The 24,558-nt window shown below is 66.6% G+C and carries 17 protein-coding genes and 1 tRNA gene; 6 read left to right on the top strand and 12 right to left on the bottom strand.

The window, feature by feature from the left end; genetic code table 11:
* Window positions 1-15: 15 nt before the first annotated feature.
* The 11 genes from typA to VHAB30_RS09650 all read right to left on the bottom strand — a co-directional run bounded on the left by typA (window position 16) and on the right by VHAB30_RS09650 (window position 15,291).
* Window positions 16-1,851 carry a translational GTPase TypA gene (gene typA / locus VHAB30_RS09700; RefSeq protein WP_062479817.1) on the bottom strand — a complete coding sequence of 612 codons (1,836 nt, stop codon included), beginning with the start codon at window positions 1,849-1,851 and terminating at the stop codon, window positions 16-18.
* Window positions 1,848-2,804, bottom strand: coding sequence for a tRNA pseudouridine(55) synthase TruB (gene truB, locus VHAB30_RS09695; protein ID WP_139701633.1), 957 nt, complete (start codon window positions 2,802-2,804; stop codon window positions 1,848-1,850). Before truB ends, typA begins: the two co-directional genes overlap by 4 nt.
* A 2-nt stretch (window positions 2,805-2,806) precedes the next feature.
* Window positions 2,807-3,178 (bottom strand): 30S ribosome-binding factor RbfA, encoded by a 372-nt coding sequence (rbfA, locus tag VHAB30_RS09690; RefSeq protein ID WP_070060772.1) that lies wholly within the window; start codon window positions 3,176-3,178, stop codon window positions 2,807-2,809.
* Between the two features lie 21 nt (window positions 3,179-3,199).
* Entirely contained in the window at window positions 3,200-6,187 is a 2,988-nt protein-coding gene (gene infB, locus VHAB30_RS09685) for a translation initiation factor IF-2 (RefSeq protein WP_159276886.1), read from the bottom strand.
* A gap of 23 nt (window positions 6,188-6,210) precedes the next feature.
* Window positions 6,211-7,695 (bottom strand): transcription termination factor NusA, encoded by a 1,485-nt coding sequence (nusA, locus tag VHAB30_RS09680; RefSeq protein ID WP_062479821.1) that lies wholly within the window; start codon window positions 7,693-7,695, stop codon window positions 6,211-6,213.
* Window positions 7,696-7,712: 17 nt separating this feature from the next.
* Entirely contained in the window at window positions 7,713-8,342 is a 630-nt protein-coding gene (gene rimP, locus VHAB30_RS09675) for a ribosome maturation factor RimP (protein WP_159276884.1), read from the bottom strand.
* Between the two features lie 187 nt (window positions 8,343-8,529).
* Window positions 8,530-9,738 carry a YbfB/YjiJ family MFS transporter gene (locus VHAB30_RS09670; RefSeq protein WP_070060774.1) on the bottom strand — a complete coding sequence of 403 codons (1,209 nt, stop codon included), beginning with the start codon at window positions 9,736-9,738 and terminating at the stop codon, window positions 8,530-8,532.
* A 20-nt stretch (window positions 9,739-9,758) separates the two neighbouring features.
* Window positions 9,759-11,402, bottom strand: coding sequence for an ABC transporter ATP-binding protein (locus VHAB30_RS09665; RefSeq protein WP_390903977.1), 1,644 nt, complete (start codon window positions 11,400-11,402; stop codon window positions 9,759-9,761).
* Window positions 11,399-12,442 (bottom strand): ABC transporter permease, encoded by a 1,044-nt coding sequence (locus tag VHAB30_RS09660; protein WP_159276882.1) that lies wholly within the window; start codon window positions 12,440-12,442, stop codon window positions 11,399-11,401. Before VHAB30_RS09660 ends, VHAB30_RS09665 begins: the two co-directional genes overlap by 4 nt.
* The gene (locus VHAB30_RS09655; RefSeq protein WP_062479827.1) at window positions 12,435-13,448 is read right to left on the bottom strand and encodes a microcin C ABC transporter permease YejB; all 1,014 of its coding nucleotides are present in this window, start codon (window positions 13,446-13,448) and stop codon (window positions 12,435-12,437) included. Before VHAB30_RS09655 ends, VHAB30_RS09660 begins: the two co-directional genes overlap by 8 nt.
* Window positions 13,449-13,458: 10 nt before the next feature.
* On the bottom strand, window positions 13,459-15,291 hold the full coding sequence (locus VHAB30_RS09650) for an extracellular solute-binding protein (RefSeq protein WP_159276880.1): 1,833 nt from the start codon (window positions 15,289-15,291) through the stop codon (window positions 13,459-13,461).
* A gap of 37 nt (window positions 15,292-15,328) precedes the next feature.
* On the opposite strand from VHAB30_RS09650, the gene fabI reads away from it, so the two are divergent.
* Together fabI and VHAB30_RS09640 are read left to right on the top strand one after the other, a co-directional pair.
* Window positions 15,329-16,111 (top strand): enoyl-ACP reductase FabI, encoded by a 783-nt coding sequence (gene fabI, locus VHAB30_RS09645; RefSeq protein WP_062479830.1) that lies wholly within the window; start codon window positions 15,329-15,331, stop codon window positions 16,109-16,111.
* A 31-nt stretch (window positions 16,112-16,142) separates the two neighbouring features.
* Window positions 16,143-16,991, top strand: coding sequence for a DNA ligase (locus VHAB30_RS09640; protein WP_062479832.1), 849 nt, complete (start codon window positions 16,143-16,145; stop codon window positions 16,989-16,991).
* Between the two features lie 45 nt (window positions 16,992-17,036).
* On the opposite strand, the gene VHAB30_RS09635 is transcribed toward VHAB30_RS09640, so the two are convergent.
* Complete coding sequence (locus VHAB30_RS09635; protein ID WP_062479834.1) at window positions 17,037-19,334, bottom strand: arginine/lysine/ornithine decarboxylase; 2,298 nt, start codon at window positions 19,332-19,334, stop codon at window positions 17,037-17,039.
* Window positions 19,335-19,550: 216 nt separating this feature from the next.
* Between VHAB30_RS09635 and VHAB30_RS09630 the strand changes: the two genes are divergently transcribed.
* The 4 genes from VHAB30_RS09630 to VHAB30_RS09615 all read left to right on the top strand — a co-directional run bounded on the left by VHAB30_RS09630 (window position 19,551) and on the right by VHAB30_RS09615 (window position 24,247).
* A complete protein-coding gene (locus VHAB30_RS09630) occupies window positions 19,551-19,976 on the top strand; it encodes an NfeD family protein (RefSeq protein WP_139701638.1) in 426 nt (141 codons plus the stop codon).
* Window positions 19,977-20,034: 58 nt separating this feature from the next.
* On the top strand, window positions 20,035-20,964 hold the full coding sequence (locus VHAB30_RS09625; protein WP_093239542.1) for an SPFH domain-containing protein: 930 nt from the start codon (window positions 20,035-20,037) through the stop codon (window positions 20,962-20,964).
* Between the two features lie 36 nt (window positions 20,965-21,000).
* A tRNA-Ser gene (locus VHAB30_RS09620) sits at window positions 21,001-21,091 on the top strand.
* 126 nt (window positions 21,092-21,217) lie between these two features.
* Window positions 21,218-24,247: an ATP-binding protein gene (locus tag VHAB30_RS09615; RefSeq protein WP_159276878.1), complete on the top strand. Its 3,030-nt coding sequence runs from the start codon at window positions 21,218-21,220 to the stop codon at window positions 24,245-24,247.
* Window positions 24,248-24,558 lie beyond the last annotated feature (311 nt).

Genomic DNA, 24,558 nt, shown 5'->3' with positions numbered 1-24,558 from the left:
CGACGGCGCCGGCGATCAGGCGGCCGTTTCGCGGCCGGCGCGCTTGCGCTCGTTTTCCTTCAGGAAACGCTTGCGCAGACGCACGCTCTTGGGCGTGATTTCGACCAGCTCGTCGTCCTCGATGAACTCGACGCCGTATTCCAGCGTGAGGTCGATCGGGGGCGTGATCTTGATCGCGTCTTCCTTGCCGCTCACGCGGAAGTTGGTCAGCTGCTTGGTGCGCGTGGCGTTCACGACGAGGTCGTTGTCGCGGCTGTGGATGCCCACGATCATGCCTTCGTACACCGGATCGTTCGCCTTCACGAACATGCGGCCGCGGTCGTCCAGCTTGCCCAGGGCGTAGGTGAAGATTTCACCGTCGTCCATCGAGATCAGCACGCCGTTCTTGCGACCGCCGATGTCGCCCTTGTGCGGCTCGTAGCTGTCGAAGATGTTGCTGATGAGGCCCGAGCCGCGCGTCAGGTTCAGGAATTCGTTCGTGAAGCCGATCAGGCCACGCGCCGGAATGCGGTACTCCAGGCGCACGCGGCCACGGCCGTCCGGTTCCATGTTGACGAGCTCGCCCTTGCGCTCGCCCAGTGCCTGCATCACGCCGCCCTGATGGCCTTCTTCGATGTCGGCCGTGACCATTTCGATGGGCTCGTGCTTCTCGCCGTTCACGGTGCGGAACACCACGCGCGGCTTGGACACGGCCATTTCATAGCCTTCGCGGCGCATGTTTTCCAAGAGGATGGTCAGGTGCAGTTCGCCGCGGCCCATGACTTCGAAGATGCCTTCTTCGTCGGTCTCGTTCACGCGCAGCGCCACGTTGTGCTGCAGTTCCTTTTGCAGGCGGTCCCAGATCTGGCGGCTGGTCACGAACTTGCCTTCGCGGCCGGCCAGCGGGCTGGTGTTCACGCAGAAGTTCATGGTCAGGGTCGGTTCGTCGACCTTGAGCATGGGCAGCGGCGCGGGGTTGTCCTTGTCGGTCACGGTGACGCCGATGCCGATGTCGGCAATGCCGTTGATCAGCACGATCTCGCCGGGGCCGGCTTCGGTCGATTGCACGCGGTCCAGGCCCTGGAAGGTCAGCACCTGGTTGACGCGGCCCTTGATGCTCTTGCCGTCCGGGCCTTCCATGACCAGCACGTCGGACATGGGCTTGAGCGTGCCCTGGCTGATGCGGCCCACGCCGATGCGGCCGACGAAGGTCGAGAAGTCGAGCGCGGAAATCTGCAGCTGCAGCGGCGCGTTCGGGTCACCCTTTTGCGACGGCACGTGCTTCAGGATGGTGTTGAACAGGGCCGACATGTCGGGGCCCCACTGCTCGCCAGGCGCGCCTTCTTCGAGCGACGACCAGCCGTTGATGCCCGAGGCGTACACCACGGGGAAGTCGAGCTGTTCGTCGGTCGCGCCGAGCTTGTCGAACAGGTCGAAGGCGGCATTGACCACCTTGTCGGGGTTCGCGCCGGGCTTGTCGACCTTGTTCACGACCAGGATCGGCTTCAGGCCCAGGGCCAGCGCCTTCTTGGTCACGAAGCGCGTCTGGGGCATCGGGCCTTCCTGCGCGTCGATCAGCAGCACCACGCCGTCGACCATCGACAGCGCGCGTTCCACTTCACCGCCGAAGTCCGCGTGGCCCGGGGTGTCGACGATGTTGATGTGCGTGCCTTCCCAGGTCACGGCGCAGTTCTTGGCCAGGATCGTGATGCCACGTTCCTTTTCGATCGCGTTGTTGTCCATCACCGTGTCGACGACCTTCTCGTGCTCGGCGAAGGTGCCCGACTGGCGCAGCAGCTGGTCGACCATGGTGGTCTTGCCATGGTCCACGTGGGCAATGATGGCGATATTGCGGATTTGCTTGGTACTCATGGTGTCGCTTCGGTCTGTGGTGCGTTCAAAAGAATTTGCTGAATTTCGATGGGGTTCAGCAAGCGCCCCGGGATCAGTTCGCCGGCGCTCACGTGGGCGGTGCCCAGGAACGCCTGCGGGTCGGTGCCGAACACGGCCACCGCCTCGGCATCGGCCCAGCCGCCGCGGCGGCGCAGGCCCGAGAGAAAACGTGCGGCATCTTCGGCCGCGAGCGTGACGCGGCTGTGGCCGTCGACCAGCGCTTCGGGAGGCAACAGACGTGCCAGGCGCTCGTCCTCGGTCATGGCTTCGAGCGCTTCGATAGTGACGCACTGCGCCTGCCCGAAGCCGCCCGTGGCCGTGCGGCGCAGCGAGGTCAGGTGCGCGCCGCAGCCCAGGGCCTCGCCGATGTCCTCGCCCAGGGTGCGAATGTAGGTGCCCTTGCTCACGCTCGCAACGATGCGAATGCTGGTGTCATCCAGCCGGGTCAGCGTGAGCTGGTGAATGACGACGTCGCGCGGTGCGCGCTCGATCTCGATGCCTTCCCGGGCGTATTCGTACAGCGCCTTGCCGTCTTTCTTGAGCGCGCTGTGCATCGGCGGCACCTGGCGGATCGGACCGGTGAATTGGGCCTGGACGCGGGCCAGATCTTCAGATGAAACCTGCACCGGCCGTTCGGCGATCACCTCGCCCTCGGCGTCACCGGTGGCGGTCTTGACGCCCAGGCGCGCAACCGCCTCGTAGGTCTTGTCGGCGTCCAGGTGCAGTTGGCTGAATTTGGTGGCGGCGCCGAAACACAGCGGCAGCACGCCTGTGGCGAGCGGATCGAGCGTGCCGGTATGGCCCGCTTTTTCGGCGCGCAGCAACCACTTGGCCTTTTGCAAGGCCTGGTTGCTGGAAAACCCCAGCGGCTTGTCGAGCAGCAACACCCCATGCACAGGGCGCCGCTGCACCCGTGTGCGTGGCGCGTTCATCGCTAGTCGTCTTTCGAGCGCGAAGCAACGGCCTGTGCGATGAGCGCATTCATGTCGGCCGCACGCTCGGTGGTGCGGTCGAACAGGAAGTGCAACGTCGGCACGGTGTGGATGTGCAGGCGCTTGAACAGGCCATTGCGCAGGAAGCCCGCGGCCTGGTTCAGCGCTTCGGTGGTCTCGGCCACGTCGCCCGTGAGCAGGCTGAAGAAGACCTTCGCATGCGCATAGTCGGGCGTGACCTCGACCGCCTGGATCGTGACCATGCCCACGCGCGGGTCCTTCAACTCGCGCGCGATCAGCTCCGTCAGATCGCGCTGGATCTGGTCGGCGACCTTGAACGCGCGGTTGGGTGCGGCTGCTTTTCTTTTCGGCATGGACTCTTTCGCGTCGAACGCTTACAGCGTCCGGGCGATTTCCTTGATCTCGAAGAATTCGAGTTGATCGCCTTCCTTGATGTCGTTGTAGTTCTTGAGCTTGATACCGCACTCAAAACCTTCGCGGACTTCGCGGACATCGTCCTTCATGCGCTTGATCGAGTCGACTTCGCCGGTGTAGATCACCACGTTGTCGCGCAGCAGGCGGAAATGCGCGCTGCGGTTGACCGAGCCCGAAGTGACGTACGAGCCGGCCACGGTGCCGATCTTCGAGGCCACGAACACCGTGCGGATCTCGGCCGAGCCGATAATCTCTTCGCGGCGCTCCGGTGCCAGCATGCCCGACATCGCGACCTTGATCTCGTCGACGGCGTCGTAAATGATGCTGTAGTAGTTCAGCTGAACGCCATTGCCTTCGGCCAGCTTGCGCGCACCGGCATCGGCACGCACGTTGAAGCCGATGACCACAGCCTTCGACGCGATCGCGAGGTTGATGTCGCTTTCGCTGATGCCGCCGACGCCGGCGTACACGATCTGCACCTTGACTTCTTCGGTCGCCAGCTTGAGCAGCGACTGGGCCAGTGCTTCCTGCGAGCCCTGCACGTCGGCCTTGATGATGATGCGCAGCGTCTGCACTTCGCCCGCCGACAGGTCGGTGAACATGTTCTGCAGGTTCGCGGCTTGCGCCTTGGCCAGCTTGGTGTTGCGGAACTTGCCCGCGCGGTAGGTGGCGATTTCGCGCGCACGGCGCTCGTCGGCCATCACCATGAACTCGTCGCCCGCCTGCGGCACTTCGGTCAGACCCTGGATTTCGACCGGGATCGACGGACCTGCCGACTTGGTGGCCTTGCCGTCTTCGTCCAGCATGGCGCGCACGCGGCCATAAGTGGAACCAGCCAGCACCACGTCGCCGGTCTTGAGCGTGCCGGACTGCACCAGCACGGTCGCGACCGGGCCGCGGCCCTTGTCGAGCTGCGCTTCGATGACCAAGCCCTTGGCGGCGGCATCCACCGGCGCCTTGAGTTCCAGCACTTCGGCCTGCAGCAGCACCTGTTCGAGCAGGTCGTCGATGCCCTGGCCGGTCTTGGCCGACACCGGCACGAACGGCACGTCGCCGCCGTACTCTTCGGGCACGACCTCTTCGGCCACCAGTTCCTGCTTCACGCGGTCCAGGTTGGCGTCGGGCTTGTCCACCTTGTTGATCGCAACCACGATCGGCACACCCGCCGCCTTCGCGTGCTTGATGGCTTCCTTGGTCTGGGGCATGACGCCGTCGTCGGCCGCCACCACCAGGATCACGATGTCGGTGGCCTGCGCACCGCGGGCACGCATGGCGGTGAACGCCTCGTGACCCGGGGTGTCGAGGAACGACACCATGCCGCGTTCGGTTTCGACGTGGTACGCACCGATGTGCTGCGTGATGCCGCCGGCTTCGCCCGCGGCGACCTTGGCGCGGCGGATGTAGTCCAGCAGCGAGGTCTTGCCGTGGTCGACGTGACCCATGACGGTCACGACCGGTGCGCGCGGCAGGGCTTCGGCCTGTTGCGCCGACACGTCCTCGTCGGTGAAGGCTTCGGGGTCGTCCAGCGCGGCAACCACCGCGTTGTGGCCCATTTCCTCCACGATGATCATCGCGGTGTCCTGGTCGAGCGACTGGTTGATGGTCGCCATCATGCCCAGCTTCATCAATTGCTTGATGACTTCCTGCGCCTTCACGGCCATCTTGTGCGCGAGCTCGGCGACCGTGATGGTCTCGGGCACGTGCACTTCGAGCACGCGCGCCTCGACCGGTGCGGCCGGTGCGTGCTGCTCGTCATGACCGCCACGGTCGTTGCCGCGACGGCCGCGCGGGCCTCCGCGCCAGTTGCCGCGGCTGACACCCCCGCTGGCATCGCCGCGGGTCTTGATTTCCTTCTTCTTGGCAGGATCGCCGGCCCAGCTCGACGAGAGCTTGGCGGACTTGACTTCCTTGCCGGCACCGGCGGCGGCCGGCGCTGCGGCGCCAGGGGCCGCAGGGGCGCCCGGGCGGCCCGGCGGCGTGACCGGCTTGTGCAGCGTGCCCTTGACCGTCGACTTTTCAGGCTGCGGCTTCTCGGGCGCCTTGTGCGGCACCAGCACGCGGGCCGGGGCATTCATCATGGCGCGGATGGCTTCGGCTTCGGCCAGGGCCTTGCGGCGACGCTCGTCGAGGTCCTTGGCGCGGGCGGCTTCTTCGTCGGCACGGGCCTTCGATTCGGCGGCGGCCTTGGCCTTGGCGTCTTCCTTGGCCTGCGTGGCGGCGTTCTGCGCGGCCAGCTTGGTGTCGGCCGCCTGCTTTTCGGCAACGGCAGCGGTTTCTGCAGCAGCAGCAGCGGCGGCCACGGCAGCCGGTGCGGCCGGGGCAGCCACCGGCTGCTTCGCGGCTTCCTTGGCCGAAGCGGCGGCGGCTTCAGCGGCCTTCTTCTCGGCGGCGATGCGCGCAGCTTCCTGCTCGGCCTGTTCGGCGCGCTCGGCCTTTTCGGCCTGCTCGCGTTCGCGGGCTTCGGTTTCTTCGCGCTGGCGACGCTTCTCGGCCAGCTCTTCTTCCTGGCGGCGGATCAGCTCGGCCTGGCGGCGTGCGTCTTCCTCGCGACGGGCCAGTTCGGCTTCGTCGATCTGGGGTGCGCTCGGCGTGGCGGACGTCTCGGCCGCCTGCTGCTGCGAGCCTTCGGCGGTCGCCGGGTGGCCTTCATCGCGCTGGATGAAGGTGCGCTTCTTGCGCACTTCGACCTGGATGGTGCGGGCGCGGCCAGTGGCGTCGGCCTGCTTGATCTCGCTGGTCGACTTCTTGGTCAGCGTGATCTTCTTGCGCTCGGGCTCGGTCGTGCCGTGGCTGGCCTTCAGGAAACCGAGCAAGCGCTGCTTGTCGGCCTCCGTGAGTGCATCGGTGGCGGCCGCTTTGGGCACGCCTGCGCTCTTGAGCTGGTCAAGCAAGGTTTCGGGAGTCTTCTTGAGCTCGTTCGCGAACTCGGCGACAGTGGTACTGGACATATTGCTTTCGTGCCTCCATACCGTCACTCTTGGCCGGCGAACCAATGTTCGCGGGCTTTCAAGATGAGGGCTTTGGCGTCATCGGCGCTCAGGCCGGTGATTTCGGTGAGTTCATCGACCGCGAGGTCGGCCAGGTCGTCACGGGTGTTCACACCCGCTTCAGCCAGCTGCGGAATCAGGTCGGGATTGAGGCCTTCGAGGTCGCGCAGGTTCTGCGAGACGGTTTCGACACCTTCTTCCTTGGCGATTTCCATGGTCAGCAGCGCATCCTTTGCACGGGCGCGCAGCTCATTGATGGTGTCTTCGTCGAAGGCCTCGATCTCAAGCATCTCGGAGATCGGCACGTAGGCCACCTCTTCGAGGCTGTTGAAACCTTCCGAAATCAGGATGTCGGCGATTTCCTCGTCGACATCGAGCTTTTCCATGAAGAGCTTGCGGCTGGCATCGGTCTCGGTCGCCTGCTTCTGGGCCGACTCGTTCGCGTCCATGATGTTGATCTTCCAACCGGTGAGGTCGGAAGCCAGGCGCACGTTCTGGCCGCCGCGGCCGATGGCGATCGCGAGGTTTTCCTCGTCCACCACCACGTCCATGGCGTGTTTTTCTTCGTCGACCACGATCGACGAGACATTCGCCGGCGCCAGGGCACCGATCACGAACTGGGCCGGGTCTTCGCTCCACAGCACGATGTCCACGCGCTCGCCGGCGAGTTCGTTCGTGACGGCGTTGACGCGGGTGCCGCGCACGCCGACGCAGGTGCCGATCGGGTCGACACGTTTGTCGTGCGAGAGCACGGCGATCTTGGCGCGCGAACCGGGATCGCGGGCGCAGCTCTTGATTTCGAGCAGGCCTTGTTCGATCTCGGGCACTTCCTGGCGGAACAGCTCGATCATGAACTCGGGGGCCGAGCGCGACAGGATGATCGGCGCGCCGCGCAGCGTCAGGTCGACCTCCATGATCATGGCCCGCACGCGGTCGCCGTTGCGCAGGTTTTCCTTGGCGATCATCTCGCTGCGGCGCAGGCGGCCTTCGACGCGCCCGGCTTCCACGATGATGTCGCCCTTGTCCAGACGCTTGACGGTACCCACGAAGATCTTGTCGCCGCGCGACATGAAGTCGTTGAGCAGCATCTCGCGCTCGGCGTCGCGGATCTTCTGCAGGATCACCTGCTTGGCAGCCATGGCACCGATGCGCCCGATCGGCACCGAATCGACGGATTCCTCGATGTATTCGTCGACCTCGATGTCGGGCATCTCCTCACGAGCCTCGAAGAGCAGGATCTCCTGGTCGGGCAGCTGCAGGCCGGCTTCGTCGGGAACGACGTGCCAGCGGCGGAAAGTTTCGTAGTCGCCGCTGTCGCGATCGACCGCCACGCGGATATCCACGTCACCCTGATGGAGCTTCTTGGTGGCTTGCGCCAGTGCGGATTCGACCGCGCCGAAGACCACGTCGCGCTCGACGTTCTTCTCGCGCGAGATCGCATCCACCAACATCAACATTTCGCGATTCATGCCACCACTCCTCTTGTTCAGTCCGGAACGTTCGTTCCGTCGTCAATATCCGAAAAACCCGGTTGGGTTTTGGCCTTGCGGCCCTTGAAATCCACAATCGGCGCGAGCCGCGCATCGCGCAGCTCGTCCAATACGAAGCCCAGCGCATGCAACGGTGCAGGCGCGCGCTTCTTGCTCACTTTTTGACCCGGCTTGGTCTCGGGCGCATCGCTCCAGACGATCTGCCAACCCGAACCGCCTTCAGCACGCTCCAGCGTGCCGCGAAACTTCTTGCGATTGGCCGACACCTGGCCCGCCGCGGCAGCACCCATGGGCGCCTTGAGGGTGATGTCGATCACCGCGCCCACGAATCGCCCGAAATCCTGTTCATTGCGCAAGGGGCGATCGATACCGGGCGAGGAGACCTCGAGCCGCTTGTAATCGACCGCATCGACTTCCAGCGCGAATTGCAGCTGGCGCGTGACCTTCTCGCAGTCTTCCACCGTCACGAAGGGTTCGGGCACGCCGGCCGCCACATCTTCAGAGGTGGGGGGCGTCCAGGGCAAATCAATCGTCACGCGCAGCAATCCACCGGCCGAGCGCTCGACCTCGACCAGGTCGTAGCCGAGACCGGCCACGGTTTGTTCTACTGTTTGCTGCAATGCCACGTGTTTGAAAGCGCCTTCTGAATCAATGCCCAAGCCGCAGCACCCGCCCACCACGGATGCCACGACGCCAAATAATTGCTGCTTGAGAATGCATAGACCAAAAAAAACGGGCGGTTGGTACCCGCCCGTTTGGTCGTGAGCCTCGAATTATATGCTATTCGCGTGCATAAATGAAGGACATCGGTATTTAGGCGGCCACGGGGCGCCGGTATTTCGACCAGACCACGGCAAACAGCACCGCGCCCAGGGCCAATGCGGCCGCCGCCACCAGCAAAGGCAGCTCGAAAGAACCGGTGCGCTGGGCCAATGGCGCCGCAAACAGCGGCCCGATGATCTGCCCCACCCCGTAGGACGCCGTGGCATAGCCGATCAGCCCGGCCGCGGCATTGCCGCGCAGCCGTCGGGCTTCCCGCATGGCGAAAAGCGTGATGGCGGTGAAAGGCATGCCGAGCAGCAGGCTGCCCAGCGCAAAACCCGCAATGGTCGGCCAGGCCACTGAAAAAACAACGCCGAGCGCCTGCAATGCATAAGCGGCGGCCAGCAACAGCCGGTTGTCCCAATGCACCGGGGCGCGGGCGCCGATCAATGCGCCCGGAATGATGGCCGCGCCGAACAGCGGCCAGAAGAAATCCGGCCACGGCGATCCCGGCAGCGCTTGCCGGGCGATCACGGGCAGGAAGGTGGCGGTAATGATGTAACCAAAGCCTGCCAGCCCATAGAGCGCGACCAGCCAGATCGCATCGCTGCGCGCTGACGCCGATCCCGAAGCACTGCCCGCAGCAACAGCCGGACTCGCCGCCGCCCCGCCTGCCGCAGCCCCCGCCCGCTCGCCGTCGTCGAACACCCGCCAGATCACCGCGATCAGCACCACGGCCAGCAGCCCGAGGCCGATCCAGCCCGCCTCCGAGCCCCAGCGGCCAAGCGCCCCGCCCAGCAGGCCGGTCATGGCGATCCCGATGCCCGGCCCCGTGTAGATCACGCCGGCCAGCGTGGGCGCGTTCGTCTCGGCCAGCCGGCGCAGCCCCCAGCCCGAGGCGAACACGAAGACCCAGGCGCTCATCACCCCGGCCGCCGCGCGCAGCACGCCCCAGCCGATGAAGCTGTGCAGCAGCCCCATGCCGACCAGCAAGGCCGCCGTGGCCAGCAGCCCGCCGCGCACCATGCTCGACGCCTTGATGCCGATGGCCGCGCAGCTGACCGCGCCGAAGAAATAGCCCAGGTAATTAAGAGACGCCAGCAAACCGCCGCCGGCCAGCTCGAGCTTTCCCTCGCTCAGCATGATGGGCAGCATGGGCGTGAAGGCGAAGCGCCCCAGGCCCATGGCCACCGCCAGCGTGACCATGCAGGCCAGCGCCGCGCGCCAGGCACCGCGCCGGTCGTGTCCGATATTCGACATTTCTACCCGTCTCCGTTTTTTTATTCCAGCAGCGCCGCAGCCACCAGCTTCTGTGTGTAGGGATGCTCGGGGGCGTCGAGGACGCGCAGGGCCAGCCCGGATTCGAGGATCGCGCCGTCCTTCATCACGATGACCTGGTGCGCCATCGCGCGGATCACCTCGACGTCGTGGGTGATCAGGAGGTAGCTCAGCCCCCGCTCGCGCTGCAGCCGCTGCAGCAGGCCGAGCACCTGCTTCTGGATGGTCACGTCGAGCGCGCTGGTGGGCTCGTCGAGCACCAGCAGCCGCGGATCGACGATCAGCGCCCGGGCGATCGCCAGCCGCTGGCGCTGCCCGCCCGAAAACTCGTGCGGATAGCGGTCGAGCAGCGCGGGAAACTGCGCCTCGCTCAAGCCCACGTCGGCCAGCGCCGTGAGCGCGCGCGCCCGGCGGGCCGCGGCGTCGAGCTCGGGCGCGTGCACGCGCAGCCCCTCGCCCACGATCTGCTCGACCGTCATGCGCGGCGAGAGCGACGAGAACGGGTCCTGGAACACCACCTGCATCGTGCGGCGCAGCGCGAGGTCGGAGGCGCGGTCGACCGCCCAGCCTTTCCCCGTCACCTGCAGTTCGCCCCGGTGCTTGAGCAGGCCGAGCGCGGCCAGCGCCAGCGTCGACTTGCCCGAGCCCGATTCACCGACCACGCCCAGCGTTTCGCCCGGCGCGATCCGGAAATCGGCGCCCTGCACGGCGACGAACTCGCCCTTGCGGAACCAGCCCGCGAAGCCGGGGCGCGACACCGGATAGCTCACGCGCAGCGCCCGGGCCTCCAGCACCGGCGGCGCCGCGCCGTCGGCGGCCGCCTCGGCCACGTCGCGCGCCGGATGGCTGTCGATCAGCTTGCGGGTGTAGGCATGCTGCGGCGCCTCGAACACCGTACCCACCGGGCCATGCTCGACGATGTGGCCGCGCTCCATCACCGCCACGCGGTCGGCGAAACGGCGCACCAGGTTCAGGTCGTGGGTGATGAGCAGCACGGCCATGCCGTATTTGCGCTGGAGCTCGGCCAGCAGCTCGAGGATCTGCGCACGCACCGTGACGTCGAGCGCCGTGGTCGGCTCATCGGCCAGCAGCAGGCGCGGCTTGCAGGCCAGGGCCATCGCGATCATGGCGCGCTGGCGCTGCCCGCCCGACAGCTGGTGCGGATACGACCTCGCCCGCCGCGCCGGTTCGGGAATGCCGGTGTCGGCCAGCAGCTGCACAGCGGCCTCTTGCGCGGCGCGGGCCGACAGCCCTTCGTGCAACTCGAGCACCTCGGCGATCTGGTCGCCCACGGTGTACAGCGCATTGAGCGCGGTCATCGGCTCCTGGAAGATCATCGCGATCTCCTTGCCGCGGATGCCGCGCAGCTCGCGCTCCGGAATCGACAGCAGGTCGCGTGCACCGCGCTGCGCCTGCGACCCCGACAGGGTCGCCACCCCGTCAAGGTCGGCGTTCTGCACCAGCCGCAGCAACGACAGCGCCGTGACCGTCTTGCCCGAGCCCGACTCGCCGACCAGCGCGAGCTTTTCGCCCGCCGCGATCTGCAGGTCGATGCCGTGCACCACCGGCTTGCCACCGAAGGCGACGCGCAGCCCCTTCACGTCGAGCAAGGGCTGGTTCTTCGTCGTGTCGCGCATCGTCGTCATTTGTCGGCCTTGCGGGGGTCGAGCGCATCGCGCAGCGCGTCGCCCATGAAGGTCAGCAGCATCAGCGTGACGACCAGCACGCAGAAGGTGGACAGCGAAATCCACCACGCATCGATGTTGCCCTTGCCTTGGCTCAGCAATTCGCCGAGCGAGGGCGTTCCGGGCGGAACGCCCAGTCCGAGAAAGTCGAGCGAAGTCAGTGCCAGGATGGCCGCGCTCATGCGGAACGGCAAGAAGGTGACGACCGGCACCATGCTGTTGGGCAGGATGTGGCGCCACATGATCTGCAGGTTGCCCACGCCGAGCGCGCGCGCGGCGCGCACGTAGTCCATCTGGCGGTTGCGCAGGAACTCGGCGCGCACGTAGTCCGACAGCCCCATCCAGCCGAACAGGCTCAGCAGGATCAGCAGCAGCGACACGCTCGGCGTGAAGATCGCGCTGAAGATGATCAGCAGGTACAGCTCGGGCATCGCGCTCCAGATCTCGATCAGGCGCTGGAAGGTCAGGTCGATCTTGCCGCCGAAGAAGCCCTGCACGGCGCCGGTCGCGATGCCCAGCACCACGCCGACCACCGTGAGCGCCAGCGCGAACAGCACGCTCACGCGAAAACCGTAGATCAACTGCGCCAGCAGGTCGCGCCCGCGCTCGTCGGTGCCGAGCAGGTTCTCGTGCGAGGGTGCGGCGGGGTTCGGCGGCTTCGAGAAATAGTTGAGCGTGGCCGGGCCGTAGCGGTTGGGCGCATACAGCGCCCAGTTGTCGCCCTGCGTGATGCGCTGCTCGATGAACGGGTCGAGGTAGTCGGCCGGCGTTTCGAAGTCGCCGCCGAAGGTCTTCTCGGAATAGTCGCGCAGCACGGGGAAATAGGTCTGGCCTTCATAGCGCACCACCAGCGGCTTGTCGGTGGAGAGCACGTCCGCGAACAGACTCAGCACCACCAGCGCCGAGAAGACGACCAGGCTCCAGAACCCCAGCGGGTTGCGGCGGAAACGGCGCCAGGCACGGCGCCCGGGGCTCACGGACACGGCGGCGGCTTCAGTCAAACTTCACCCTCGGATCGACCCAGACGTAGCAAAGATCGGAGATGAGCTTGGTCACCAGCCCGATCAGCGTGAACAAGTAAAGCGTGCCCAGGAACACCGGGTAGTCGCGCCGCAGCACGCTCTCGTAGCTCAGCAGGCCCATGCCGTCGAGCGAGAACAGCGTCTCGATCAGCAGCGCGCCCGAGAAGAAGGCGCCAATGAAGGCCGTCGGAAAGCCCGTGATGATCGGGATCAGCGCATTGCGGAACACGTGCTTCCACAGCACCTGCCGCTCGGCCAGCCCCTTGGCGCGCGCCGTCAGCACGTACTGCTTGCGGATTTCCTCCAGGAAGGAGTTCTTGGTGAGCATCGCGGTGATCGCGAAGCTGCCCAGCACCATGGCGGTCACCGGCAAGGTGATGTGCCACAGGTAGTCGACGATGCGCGCGCCCCAGCTCAGCGACTCCCAGTTCGGCGAGGTCAGCCCGCGCAGCGGGAACCACTGCAGCTGGCCGCCGAAGATCACCAGCAGCGCCACGCCCAACACGAAGCCCGGAATGGCATAGCCGACGAGCACCAGCAGCGTCGTGAAGAAGTCGAAGCGCGAGCCCGCGCGCACCGCCTTGGCCACCCCCAGCGGCACCGCGATGAGGTAGCTGATGAAGAAGGTCCACAGCCCCAGGCTGATCGACACCGGCAGCTTCTCCTTGATGAGCTGCCACACGTCCTTGCTCTGGAAGAAGCTCTTGCCCAGGTCGAAGCGGGCGAACTGCTTGAGCATCTGCCAGAAGCGCTCGGGGGCCGGCTTGTCGAAACCGTAGAGCGCCTTGATCTCGGCCACCTGCTTGGCGTCGAGTGTGCGGCCGGTGGGGCCGCCCGAGATGCGGTTCTCCTTGTTGGTGAGTTGCGAGAGCAGTTGCTCGGCCGGACCGCCGGGCACGAACTGCACGATCGCGAAATTGAGCAGCAGCACGCCGAACAGCGTGGGAACGATCAGCAGGAGGCGTCGGATCAGGTAGGCGGCCATGCGTGTTCTTCTACTTGACGCTCGGGTCGATCCACCACATCGTCAGCATCGCCGACCCCGCCAGCAGGCGCTGCGGCAAGGGCGCGTCCGGTCGACGCAGCTTTCGCTTGTGGGCAATGAAATACTGCTTGCCGTAGTACATCGGGGTCATGTAGTGCTGGTGGAGCAAGTAGCGGTCCAGCAACCGCGCGGCTGCGGCGAGCGAGGCGCGGTCGTGGCTGTTGACGATCACCTCGACAATCTCGTCGACCACCGGATCGCTGATGCCGCTCAGGTTCTGGCTGCCCTTCTCGCTCGCCGATTTCGAGCTGAAGTCGTCGTACAGCTCGTTGCCTGGGCTCGACGAGCCACCGACGAGGCTGATGGCCATGTCGAAATCGAAGTCGTCCAGCTTCTTCTTCAGCAGGCTCGGGTCGCGCAGGCGGTAGTCCAGCCGGATGCCCAGCTTGCCGAGGTTGCGCGCATACGGCGCGAGCACCACGCCCGAGCTGCGGTCGGCGATGTCGATGGTGATCACGAACGGCGTGCCGGCCTTGTCGCGCAGCGCGCCGTCGCGGTAGGTCCAGCCGGCCTCCCTCAACAACTCCTGCGCCTTCACCAGGTTGCGCCGCAGGCCTTCGGCGGTGTCGCCGCTGCTGTCAGGGCGCGGCAACTCGCCCTTCGTGTTGTCGAGGTAGCGCTGCCGGGTCTTGAGCTTGTCGATCAGCGCCTGCTCCTCGGGGCTGACCTCGGGCTGGGCCATGAGGTCGTCGCTGTTCTGGAAGTAGCTCTGGGTGCGCCCGCGGCGGCCATAGAACAGGTGGGCGTTGAGCCAGTCGAAGTCGAAGGCCAGCGCCAGTGCCCTGCGCACGCGCATGTCGGCGAAGCGGGGCTGCCGCAGGTTGGGCGCCAGGCCCTGCATGCCGGTGAAGCGGCGGTGCGCGATCTCTTCCTTGACCAACTCGCCGGAGTCGAAGCGGCGGCCCTTGTAGCGGCGCACCCAGGCGATGATCGAGCGCTCTTCCATCGCATCGAGCGCGCCGGCCTTGAGCGACTCTTCCTCGCCGAGCGAGTCCTTGAAATACTGGTACGACACCGTGTCGTAGTTGAACATCCCCTTGCGCACCGGCAGGTTGGCGGCCCAGTAGTCCGGGCGTCGGCGGTAGGAGATGAACTTGCCGAAATCGACCCTGTCCACCACGTACGGCCCGCTCGCGATCGGCGCCTCGGTCACAATCTGGTCGAAGGGCTTGCCCTTGCCCCAGGCGCTGGAGAACACCGGCAACCCGCCGATGATCATGTGCAGCTCGGCGTTCTGGCGCACGAAGTCGAAGCGGATGGTGCGCTCGCCCGTCACCACGGCCTCCTTGATGTCGGCCCAGTACGAACGGAAGGTCGGCCCGGCCGCCTTGCTGCGCAGGGTATCGAAGGAGTACTTCACGTCCTTCGCCAGCACCGGCGAGCCGTCGGAAAACCGCGCCTTGGGGTTCAGCCGGAAGGTGACGCTCAAGCGGTCGGGCGCCAGCTGGATGTCCTCGGCCAGCAGGCCGTACTGCGAGAAGGGCTCGTCCTCGCTCGGCGTGGTCAGCGAATCGAAGAGCAGGCCGTACTCGGAGAACACGAAGCCGTTGGCGCTGTAGCCCATGCCCACCGGGGGCACGCCGCGCAAGGTGAAGGGGTTGAGCTTGTCGAAGCTGCCGGCGGCCGACAGGGTCAGGTCACCGCCCTTGGGCGCGTTGGGGTTCACGTAGTCGAAATGCGTGAACGACGCCGGGTACTTGGGCTCGTAACCCATGCCCAGCCCGTGCGCCGCCCACGAGGGCAGCGCCAGGAGCGCCAACATCCAGAGCAGCCAACCTCGCATGCGAGAATTCTGCCCAAGATTTTCACGAGGCAACTTCATGGGCTTTCTTTCCGGCAAGAAACTGTTGATCACCGGTGTGTTGAGCAATCGCTCCATTGCATATGGCATTGCCAAGGCCTGTCACGACCAGGGCGCGGAACTCGCCTTCAGTTATGTCGGCGAGCGATTCAAGGACCGTATCACCGAATATGCCGCAGACTTCGGCTCGAAACTGATTTTCGACTGCGACGTGGGCGACGATGCGCAGATCGACAAGCTCTTTGCCGACCTCGCCCAGACCTGGCCCACCTTCGACGGCTTCGTGCACAGCATCGGCTTCGCCACGCGCGAATCGATCGCCGGCGACTTCCTTGAGGGCCTCTCGCGCGAAGGCTTCAAGATCGCGCACGACATCAGTGCGTACAGCTTCCCGGCCATGGCCAAGGCGGCCCTGCCCTACCTCAACGACAAGTCGGCCCTGCTCACGCTGACCTACCTGGGTGCCGAGCGCGCGCTGCCCAACTACAACACCATGGGCCTGGCCAAGGCCTCGCTCGAGGCGTCGGTGCGCTACACAGCCGCCTCGCTCGGCCCGAAGGGCATGCGCGTGAACGGCATCAGCGCCGGCCCCATCAAGACGCTCGCCGCCAGCGGCATCAAGAGCTTCAGCAAGATCCTCACGGCCGTGGCCGACGCCTCGCCGATCCGCCGCAACGTGACCATCGAGGAAGTCGGCAACGTGGCCGCCTTCCTGCTGAGCGACCTGGCCAGCGGCGTGACCGCCGAGATCACCTACGTGGACGGCGGCTTCAGCAACGTGGTCGGAGGCATGGCGGAGTAATTTCCCCTCTCGGCTCCCAGCGCCTGCCACCGTGTTGAATCGACGCTCCCTCCTCCTGCTTGCGGGACTGGGCGCAGCCCTTTCGGGTCGCGCCGCGTTCGCGCGCGCCGCCGCACCCGCCCTGATGCTGGCTGAGGTCTACCGCCCCGGCATGTCGCTCGCGGGCTACTGGGTCAGCGAGAAGTTCGACGGCGTGCGCGGCTACTGGGACGGCCAGAAGCTCTGGACCCGTGGCGGCGAGCCCGTCATGGCGCCAGCGTGGTTCACCGCCTCGCTGCCCAAGCAGCCGCTGGACGGCGAACTGTGGGCGGGACGTGGGCGCTTCAATCACACGATGTCCACCGTGCGCAGCCAGACGCCCAGCGACACGGCCTGGCACGAGATCCGTTTCATGGTCTTCGACCTGCCCGCCCAGGGCGGCGACTTCAACACCCGCCTCGCGGCGCTGCGCAAGCTGCTGCCGATCACCGACGCGCCCTGGGTGGTGGCCGTGCCGCAGCAGCCCGCCACCACGCACGAGGACCTGCAGGCGCTGCTCGACAAGACCGTGAAGATGGGCGGTGAAGGCCTGATGCTGCACCGGGGCGCGTCGATGTACCGCGGCGAGCGCAACAACGACCTGCTCAAGGTCAAGCCCTTCGAGGACGCCGAAGCCCGCGTGGTTGCGCACCTGCCCGGCAAGGGCAAGCACCACGGCCGGCTCGGCGCGTTGATGGTCGAGATGCCCGACGGCCAGCGCTTCCGGCTCGGCACCGGCCTGACCGACGCCGAGCGCGACCAGCCGCCGCCGATCGGCAGCCTGGTGACCTACCGCTACAACGGCACGCACCCGAGCGGGTTGCCCAAATTTGCCCGCTTCATGCGCGTGCGCGAAGGCTAGCCCCGCCTTCGCAGACCGCGCCCCTCACCGGGGCACGTCCCTTTCTCAACTCGCCTGACGCACGCAGTCCGCGTAGTACCGCTTCTTGCCCGTCTCGTCGATGCGCGCCACGAGGCCGTGAATGTCGGTCTCGAAGCCCGGGCACTGCAGATTGAACTCGCGCGAGAACTTGAGGTAGTCGACGATCTTCTTGTTGAACACTTCGCCCGGGATCAGCAGCGGAATGCCCGGCGGGTACGGCGTGATCAGGCTGGTGGTGATGCGGCCTTCGAGCTCGTCGATCTCCACGCGCTCGGTCTTGCGGTGCGCGATGTGGGCGAAGGCGTCGCTCGGCTTCATGGCCGGCGTCAGGTCGCTCAGGTACATCTCAGTCGTGAGGCGCGCCACGTCGTAGCGCGCGTACAGCTGGTGAATGTGCTGGCACAGGTCGCGCAAGCCCAGGCGCTCGTAGCCCGGGTGCTGCTGGCAGAACTCGGGGAGGATGCGCCACATCGGCTGGTTGCGCGCGTAGTCGTCCTTGAACTGCTGCAGCGCCGTGAGCAGCGTGTTCCAGCGGCCCTTGGTGATGCCGATGGTGAACATGATGAAGAAGCTATAGAGGCCCGTCTTCTCCACGATCACGCCGTGCTCGGCCAGGAACTTGGTCACCACGCTGGCGGGGATGCCGGTCTCGGCAAAGTTGCCTTCCAGGTCCAGGCCCGGCGTCACGATGGTCGACTTGATCGGGTCGAGCATGTTGAAGCCGTCGGCCAGTTCGCCGAAGCCATGCCAGTTGCGCGGCGACTTCTTGCTCTTTGGCTTGCCGTTCTTCTCGCCGTGCATGATCCAGTCTTCGGCGCGGCCGATGCCTTCGTCGACGAGCTTCTCGGGGCCCCAGACCTTGAACCACCACTCGTCCTTGCCGAACTCTTCCTCGACCTTGCGCATGGCGCGGCGGAAATCGAGCGCTTCCAGGATGCTCTCTTCCACCAGCGCGGTGCCGCCGGGCGGCTCCATCATGGCGGCGGCCACGTCGCAGCTCGCGATGATCGCGTACTGCGGGCTGGTCGACGAGTGCATCAGGTAGGCCTCGTTGAAGAGGTCGCGGTCGAGCGCGCGGTTCTGCGAGTCCTGCACCAGCACGTGGCTGGCCTGGCTGATGCCGGCCAGCAGCTTGTGCGTCGACTGCGTGGCGAACACCAACGATTCCTTCGGGCGCACGCGGCGCTTGCCCATCGCGTGGTAGGCGCCGTAGAACGGGTGGAAGGCGGCGTGCGGCAGCCAGGCCTCGTCGAAGTGCAGCGTGTCGACGTAGCCGTCGAGCATGTTCTTGATGGTCTCGGTGTTGTAGATCACGCCGTCGTAGGTCGACTGCGTGAGCGTCATCACGCGCGGCTTAACCTTGTTCGGGTCCACGTCGGCCAGCAGCGGGTTGGCCTTGATCTTGGCCTTGATGGCGCTCTGCTCGAACTCGCTCTTCGGAATCGGGCCGATGATGCCGAAGTGGTTGCGCGTGGGCTTCATGAACACCGGAATCGCGCCGGTCATGATGATCGCGTGCAGGATCGACTTGTGGCAGTTGCGGTCGACCACCACCACGTCGTCGGGCGCCACCGTGTGGTGCCACACCATCTTGTTGCTGGTGCTGGTGCCGTTGGTCACGAAGAAGCAGTGGTCGGCATTGAAGATGCGCGCCGCATTGCGCTCGCTGGCCGCCACCGGGCCGGTGTGGTCGAGCAGCTGGCCCAGTTCTTCCACCGCGTTGCAGACGTCGGCGCGCAGCATGTTCTCGCCGAAGAACTGGTGGAACATCTGGCCCACCGGGCTCTTCAGGAACGCCACGCCGCCCGAGTGGCCCGGGCAATGCCACGAGTACGAACCGTCTTCGGCGTAATCGATCAGCGCCTTGAAGAACGGCGGCTGCACGCCTTCCAGGTAGCTCTTGGCCTCGCGGATGATGTGGCGCGCCACGAATTCGGGGGTGTCCTCGAACATGTGGATGAAGCCGTGCAGCTCGCGCAGGATGTCGTTCGGGATGTGGCGCGAGGTCTTGGTCTCGCCGTAGATGTAGATCGGCACGTCGGCGTTCTTGCGACGCACCTCGCCGATGAAGCTGCGCAGGCTCAGCACGGCCGGGTCGAGGTCGGGGCCGACCGAGAACTCTTCGTCGTCGATCGACAGGATGAAGGCGCTGGCGCGGCTTTGCTGCTGCGCGAACTGGCTCAGGTCGCCGTAGCTCGTGACGCCCAGCACCTCGAAGCCCTCGCTTTCGAAGGCCTGCGCGAGCGCGCGGATGCCGAGGCCCGAAGTGTTTTCGGAGCGGAAGTCCTCGTCGATGATGACGATGGGAAAGCGAAATTTCATGAGCGGGGCTCCGGACGGGCAGTCAGACAGGCAATGAGCGAGGCGCGAAGTGTACGGAATTCGGATGACGGATTGCGCCAGGCGCCTGCAAGCCCCGCAGGGCAAGCCGGCCCAAGCAGCCCCACCGGGCGCCATATCCCTACGCGACACAGGCGCATGGCGCGCCATGCCGCAGAATGGCGAAGGTCCAAGTAACAAAAGAAGAGAGGAGTTGCCATGGGAAATCCCACCTTCTGGTGGTTGATCGCAGGCGCGGCCATCGTGGCCGAGTTGTTGTCCGGCACGGTGTACCTGCTGCTGCTGGCCGCCGGCTTCGCCGCCGCAGCCATCGCCGCGCACCTGGGCTTCAGCCTCGTCACGCAGCTGCTGGTGGCCGCCGTGGTCGGCGTGGGCGCAGTCGTGACCTGGTACCTGATCCGCCGCAACCGCCCTGCCGAGCCCTCCAGCGAGGCCAACCGCGACCTCAACCTGGACATCGGCGAGAGCGTGTACGTCGATGCCTGGAACCTCGACGGCACCGCCACCGTGCGCTACCGCGGCTCGCAATGGACCGTCGTGCTGCGCGCGGGCCATGCGCCCTCCACCGGCGAACACCGCGTGGTCGAGGTGGTCGGCAGCCGCCTCGTGGTCGACAAGATCTAGCAGATCTAACAGTTCAATCGGTCAGTCAGAAAAACGCATTCGAAAAGGAAGCAACACCATGGAATTTTCAGTTCCTCTCATCATCCTGGTCATCGCGATCATCTTCATCAGCCAGTCGGTCAAGTTCGTGCCGCAGCAGAACGCATGGGTGCGCGAGCGCCTGGGCAAATACCACGGCACCATGACGCCCGGCCCGAACTTCCTGATCCCGTTCATCGACCGCGTGGCCTACAAGCACAGCCTGAAGGAAATCCCGCTCGACGTGCCCAGCCAGATCTGCATCACGCGCGACAACACGCAGCTGCAGGTCGACGGCATCCTGTACTTCCAGGTGACCGACCCGATGCGCGCCAGCTACGGCTCGTCGAACTACATCGTGGCCGTGACCCAGCTCGCACAGACCTCGCTGCGCAGCGTGATCGGCAAGCTCGAGCTCGACAAGACCTTCGAAGAGCGCGACGTGATCAACGCCCAGGTCGTGGCCGCCATCGACGAGGCCGCGCTCAACTGGGGCGTGAAGGTGCTGCGCTACGAAATCAAGGACCTGACGCCGCCCAAGGAAATCCTCTTGGCCATGCAGGCGCAGATCACGGCCGAACGCGGCAAGCGCGCGCTCATCGCCGCGTCGGAAGGCCGTCGCCAGGAACAGATCAACATCGCCACCGGCGAACGCGAAGCCTTCATTGCCCGCTCCGAGGGCGAGAAGCAGGCGCAGATCAACAACGCGCAAGGTGAAGCCGCCGCCATCACGGCCGTGGCCACCGCCACCGCAGACGCCATCGAGCGCGTGGCCGCCGCCATCCGCCAGCCGGGCGGCGAACAGGCCGTGCAGCTGAAGGTGGCCGAGCGCGCCGTCGATGCCTACGGCAAGGTGGCCGCCGATTCGAAGACCACGCTCATCGTGCCAAGCAACATGACCGAGACGGCCGCGCTGATCTCGTCGGCCATGCGCATGATCCAAACCGGCAAAAGCTCTGGCCCGACCTGAAAACGGCTGAAAACCCGCGCTACAATCGTGGGCTCAGGAGCGGTGGATGAGCGGTTTAAGTCGCACGCCTGGAAAGCGTGTGAGGGTTAATAGCCCTCCGCGGGTTCGAATCCCGCCTGCTCCGCCAGAGAAGTCATGAACAACGGGGCCTTGTGCCCCGTTTTTCTTTGGTGCCTGCGAACCCGCATCGGGGCACGCCAGTGCCCTACCATGGCAGGCATCTCCTGCCCGCACCGGTCACACGGATGCCATGATGCCCAGCGATCTCCCGCGTTTCTTCGGCTTCGGCGCTTCGCGCGCCACCCCACGCGGTGTGATCAGCCTGCTGAACCGCTACCAGCGCGCGCTGCTGTACGTGGGCGGCGCCGTCACCTCGCTCGTGCTGCTGGCCGCCACCGGCGTGATGCTCTCGTCGCAGGTGCGCGACTACGTCGCCGAGCGGCAGGCCGAGTTCAATGCGCGCAAGGCGCTGCTGCACCTCGAACTCTTCGTGCGCCAGGGCTCGGCGCGGATCAACATCTTTCACGAGGAAGGCGCCTGGGAGCGGCGCGCACGCGCGCCGCAGTCGCTGGTCGACGCCTTTGCCGCGCACGAGGGCCGGCTGGTGCTGCCCAGCAACAAGGACTTCCCGCCGATGCTGCTGCTGGGCGACCTCTCGGCGCAGCGCCCGGCCGACAGCTTCGCGCAGTACCTCGGGCTGGCCGAAGAGGTCGGCTACCGCTCGGCGGCCTACACGAAGACGCTGACGCTGCACTCCAGCTATTTCTATGCGCCCGACCTGCGCTTCCTGGCCGTGGTGCCGGCCCCCGCCGCGGCCGACCTGTTCGAGCGCCACGGCGCACGCACCACCGAAGACCTGCTCCAGCGCATCGCGCCGCCCGAGCTCGGCGACCTGAGCGACCCGGCCGTCGTCGCCCGCCTGCGCGACAGCGGCACGGCCGTGTGGCTGCCGCCGGCCGTGAGCCCCTTCACCGGCGAGACGGTGCTGCGGCTGGCACAGCCCGGCTTCCACGACGGCAAGCCCTTCGTCGTGCTGGTGAACGACTACCCGCTGGACATCATCACAGCGCACCTGTCGAACGAGCGCCACGACGAGGCCTCGATGTTTGTGGACCCGTCGGGCCGGGTGATCGCCGAGACGCACGGCCCCAGCGGCACCGAGGGCCTGCAGGCGCGCGCGCTGCAGCTCTCGCAGCCGTCGCTGGCCGCCAACGGCGCCACGCTGCAGTACCGCGATGGCCTCTTCACGCTGCGCGCCCCGATCGCCGACGCCAACTGGACCTACCTCTACGCCTTTTCGTGGCGCACCATCGCGTCCGAGCTGGGCCTGCGGCTGGCGCTCTACGCGGGCGCCATGCTGCTGCTCATCGCCTTCGTCTGGGCCGCGCTGCTCCTGCTCGACCGCAAGGTGTTCCGGCCCGGCTATGCGCGCTCCCAGCGCATCGTGGAAAGCGAGAACCTCAACCGCACCATGGTCGCGACCACGCCCTCGGGCCTGGCGCTGCTGCGCTACCCCTCGGGCGAGGTGCTGCTGCAGAACCAGGTGATGCAGGCCTGCACCGACAACGCGCGCCCCGAAGACCCGCCCCTGCCGCAGCGCCTGCTGCGCCTGTACGACGACGCACCCGGCGCTCCCGAATGGCTGCCCGACCTGGAGCTGCCCGTGACGCTGGCCAGTGGCGAAGTCACCGAGCTGCTCGTGAGCGTGGTGCGCACCAAGTACCAGGGCAGCGACGTGCTGCTGTGCAACTTCTCCGACATCACGACGCGCAAGAACGCCGAGCGTGCACTGGAGAGCGCGCGCGAGGCCGCGCACCAGGCCAACCATGCGAAGTCGGCCTTCCTGGCCATGATGAGCCACGAGATCCGCACGCCGCTGAACGCCATCATGGGCAACCTCGAGCTGCTGCAGCGCTCGCCGCTGTCGGCTGCGCAGAACGAGCGGCTCGGCGCCGTGACGTCGTCGTCGACCGCGCTGCTGGGCATCATCAACGACATCCTCGACTTCTCGAAGATCGAGTCGGACCAGATGCGCCTGGAGTCGATCCGCTTCGATCTCGCGGACACGGCGCGGCAGGTGATCGCGGTCTTCACGCCGCTGGCGCAGGCCAAGCGTCTGGCGCTCGACTGCGTGATCGACGACGCCCTCGCCCCGCACCACCTCGGCGACCCGACGCGCCTGCGCCAGCTGCTGATGAACCTGCTGAGCAACGCCATCAAGTTCACCGACACCGGCGACGTGCTGCTCGAGGTCTACCTGAAAGACGACGCCGATCCCGCCTCGCCGGTGGTGATCGGCGTGAGCGACACCGGCATCGGCATGACGGCAGCGCAGCAGAAGGCGCTGTTCGAGCCCTTCACGCAGGCCGACAGCAGCATCGCGCGGCGCTTCGGCGGCACCGGCCTGGGGCTGGCGCTGTGCCGCCGGCTGGCCGGGCTCATGGGCGGCGACATCCAGGTGGTGAGTTCGCCGGGCAAGGGCAGCACCTTCCTGGTCACGCTGCCGCTGCCGGCCGCGCCCGCCCTGCCCCCGCGCGCGCCCGCACCGCCGGCGGCCAGCGCCGACACGGCCGCGCCGGCGGCGCACATCCTCGTGGTGGACGACCATCCGGCCAACCGCGAGCTGGTGAAGATGCAGCTCGAGGCGCTGGGCTACACCTCCGACCAGGCCTCGGGCGGCCTGCAGGCGCTCGACCTGTTCGCCCGGCGGCGGCACGACCTCATCATCACGGACATCAACATGCCGGGCATGGACGGCTACACGCTGGCGCGCGCGCTGCGCGCACAGGGCTCGCGCGTGCCCATCGTGGCGCTCACGGCCGACGTCGCGGTGCGCGAACGCGAGCGCTGCGAATCGGCGGGCATCGACACCGCGCTGATCAAGCCCATCCTGCTCGACACGCTCGAGCGCACGGTGCGCCAGCTGACCCTGCGCGACCCCGATGCCGCGCCATCGTCCAGCGCCCACCGGCAAGACATCGCCCAGGGTACCCTGCCCGCGTCGGTGCACCAGCCGCTCGCGCAGTCACTGGCCGACACCGCGGCGGTCATCCGCGCAGCGCTGGACGCCGGCGACACCGCCGCGCTCGGCGCCGGACTGCACTCGCTGCGCGGCGCCTTCGCGCTGATCCACGAAGCCGGGCTCGCCGCCGACTGCGTCACCATGGAAACGCAGCTGCGCGACGCCGACCTGCCCGCGCTGGCGCAGGCCTTCGAGCGCTTCGAGCCGGCGGCGCGCGCCGCGCTCGCACGCCGGGCGCCCGAGGGCGCGGCTGCGGCCTGAAGCCGCCCGGGTCCGAACGCGTTTTCGGACCCGATCCGATCCGCCAATGCTCCCGGTCCTAGCCCCGGGCACCTCGCGTCTTACAAATTAGGACAAGTCCTATGCATTGACGGCCCGCTATCGGATCAGGCCGCTTAACGCAGGACCGATGCCCTCCTAAAGTCCAGTCATCCCCTGCTGGCACCGCCCGAGGCACCCGCCACCGGCCCCTTTTTCAGACGTCCCCGACGCCGGGGGCCGGGCGTTCGACAGCAGCCCTTCCTGCACGCGGCGCGCGCAGGTCCGACCCCTCTGCGTTCCACAGGTCCGCC

Source organism: Variovorax boronicumulans (genome assembly GCF_009811375.1).
Taxonomy (GTDB): Bacteria; Pseudomonadota; Gammaproteobacteria; order Burkholderiales; family Burkholderiaceae_C; genus Variovorax; species Variovorax boronicumulans.
The sequence above is the reverse complement of the archived record's forward strand: the minus strand, read 5'-3'. Positions and strand labels throughout refer to the sequence as shown.

Excerpts from the sequence above, each read along its gene's own strand:
- typA (WP_062479817.1), bottom strand. The coding sequence starts at position 1,851 with ATGAGTACCAAGCAAATCCGCAATATCGCCATCATTGCCCACGTGGAC.
- truB (WP_139701633.1), bottom strand. The coding sequence starts at position 2,804 with ATGAACGCGCCACGCACACGGGTGCAGCGGCGCCCTGTGCATGGGGTG.
- rbfA (WP_070060772.1), bottom strand. The coding sequence starts at position 3,178 with ATGCCGAAAAGAAAAGCAGCCGCACCCAACCGCGCGTTCAAGGTCGCC.
- infB (WP_159276886.1), bottom strand. The coding sequence starts at position 6,187 with ATGTCCAGTACCACTGTCGCCGAGTTCGCGAACGAGCTCAAGAAGACT.
- nusA (WP_062479821.1), bottom strand. The coding sequence starts at position 7,695 with ATGAATCGCGAAATGTTGATGTTGGTGGATGCGATCTCGCGCGAGAAG.
- VHAB30_RS09670 (WP_070060774.1), bottom strand. The coding sequence starts at position 9,738 with ATGTCGAATATCGGACACGACCGGCGCGGTGCCTGGCGCGCGGCGCTG.
- VHAB30_RS09665 (WP_390903977.1), bottom strand. The coding sequence starts at position 11,402 with ATGACGACGATGCGCGACACGACGAAGAACCAGCCCTTGCTCGACGTG.
- VHAB30_RS09655 (WP_062479827.1), bottom strand. The coding sequence starts at position 13,448 with ATGGCCGCCTACCTGATCCGACGCCTCCTGCTGATCGTTCCCACGCTG.
- VHAB30_RS09650 (WP_159276880.1), bottom strand. The coding sequence starts at position 15,291 with ATGCGAGGTTGGCTGCTCTGGATGTTGGCGCTCCTGGCGCTGCCCTCG.
- fabI (WP_062479830.1), top strand. The coding sequence starts at position 15,329 with ATGGGCTTTCTTTCCGGCAAGAAACTGTTGATCACCGGTGTGTTGAGC.
- VHAB30_RS09635 (WP_062479834.1), bottom strand. The coding sequence starts at position 19,334 with ATGAAATTTCGCTTTCCCATCGTCATCATCGACGAGGACTTCCGCTCC.
- VHAB30_RS09630 (WP_139701638.1), top strand. The coding sequence starts at position 19,551 with ATGGGAAATCCCACCTTCTGGTGGTTGATCGCAGGCGCGGCCATCGTG.
- VHAB30_RS09625 (WP_093239542.1), top strand. The coding sequence starts at position 20,035 with ATGGAATTTTCAGTTCCTCTCATCATCCTGGTCATCGCGATCATCTTC.
- VHAB30_RS09615 (WP_159276878.1), top strand. The coding sequence starts at position 21,218 with ATGCCCAGCGATCTCCCGCGTTTCTTCGGCTTCGGCGCTTCGCGCGCC.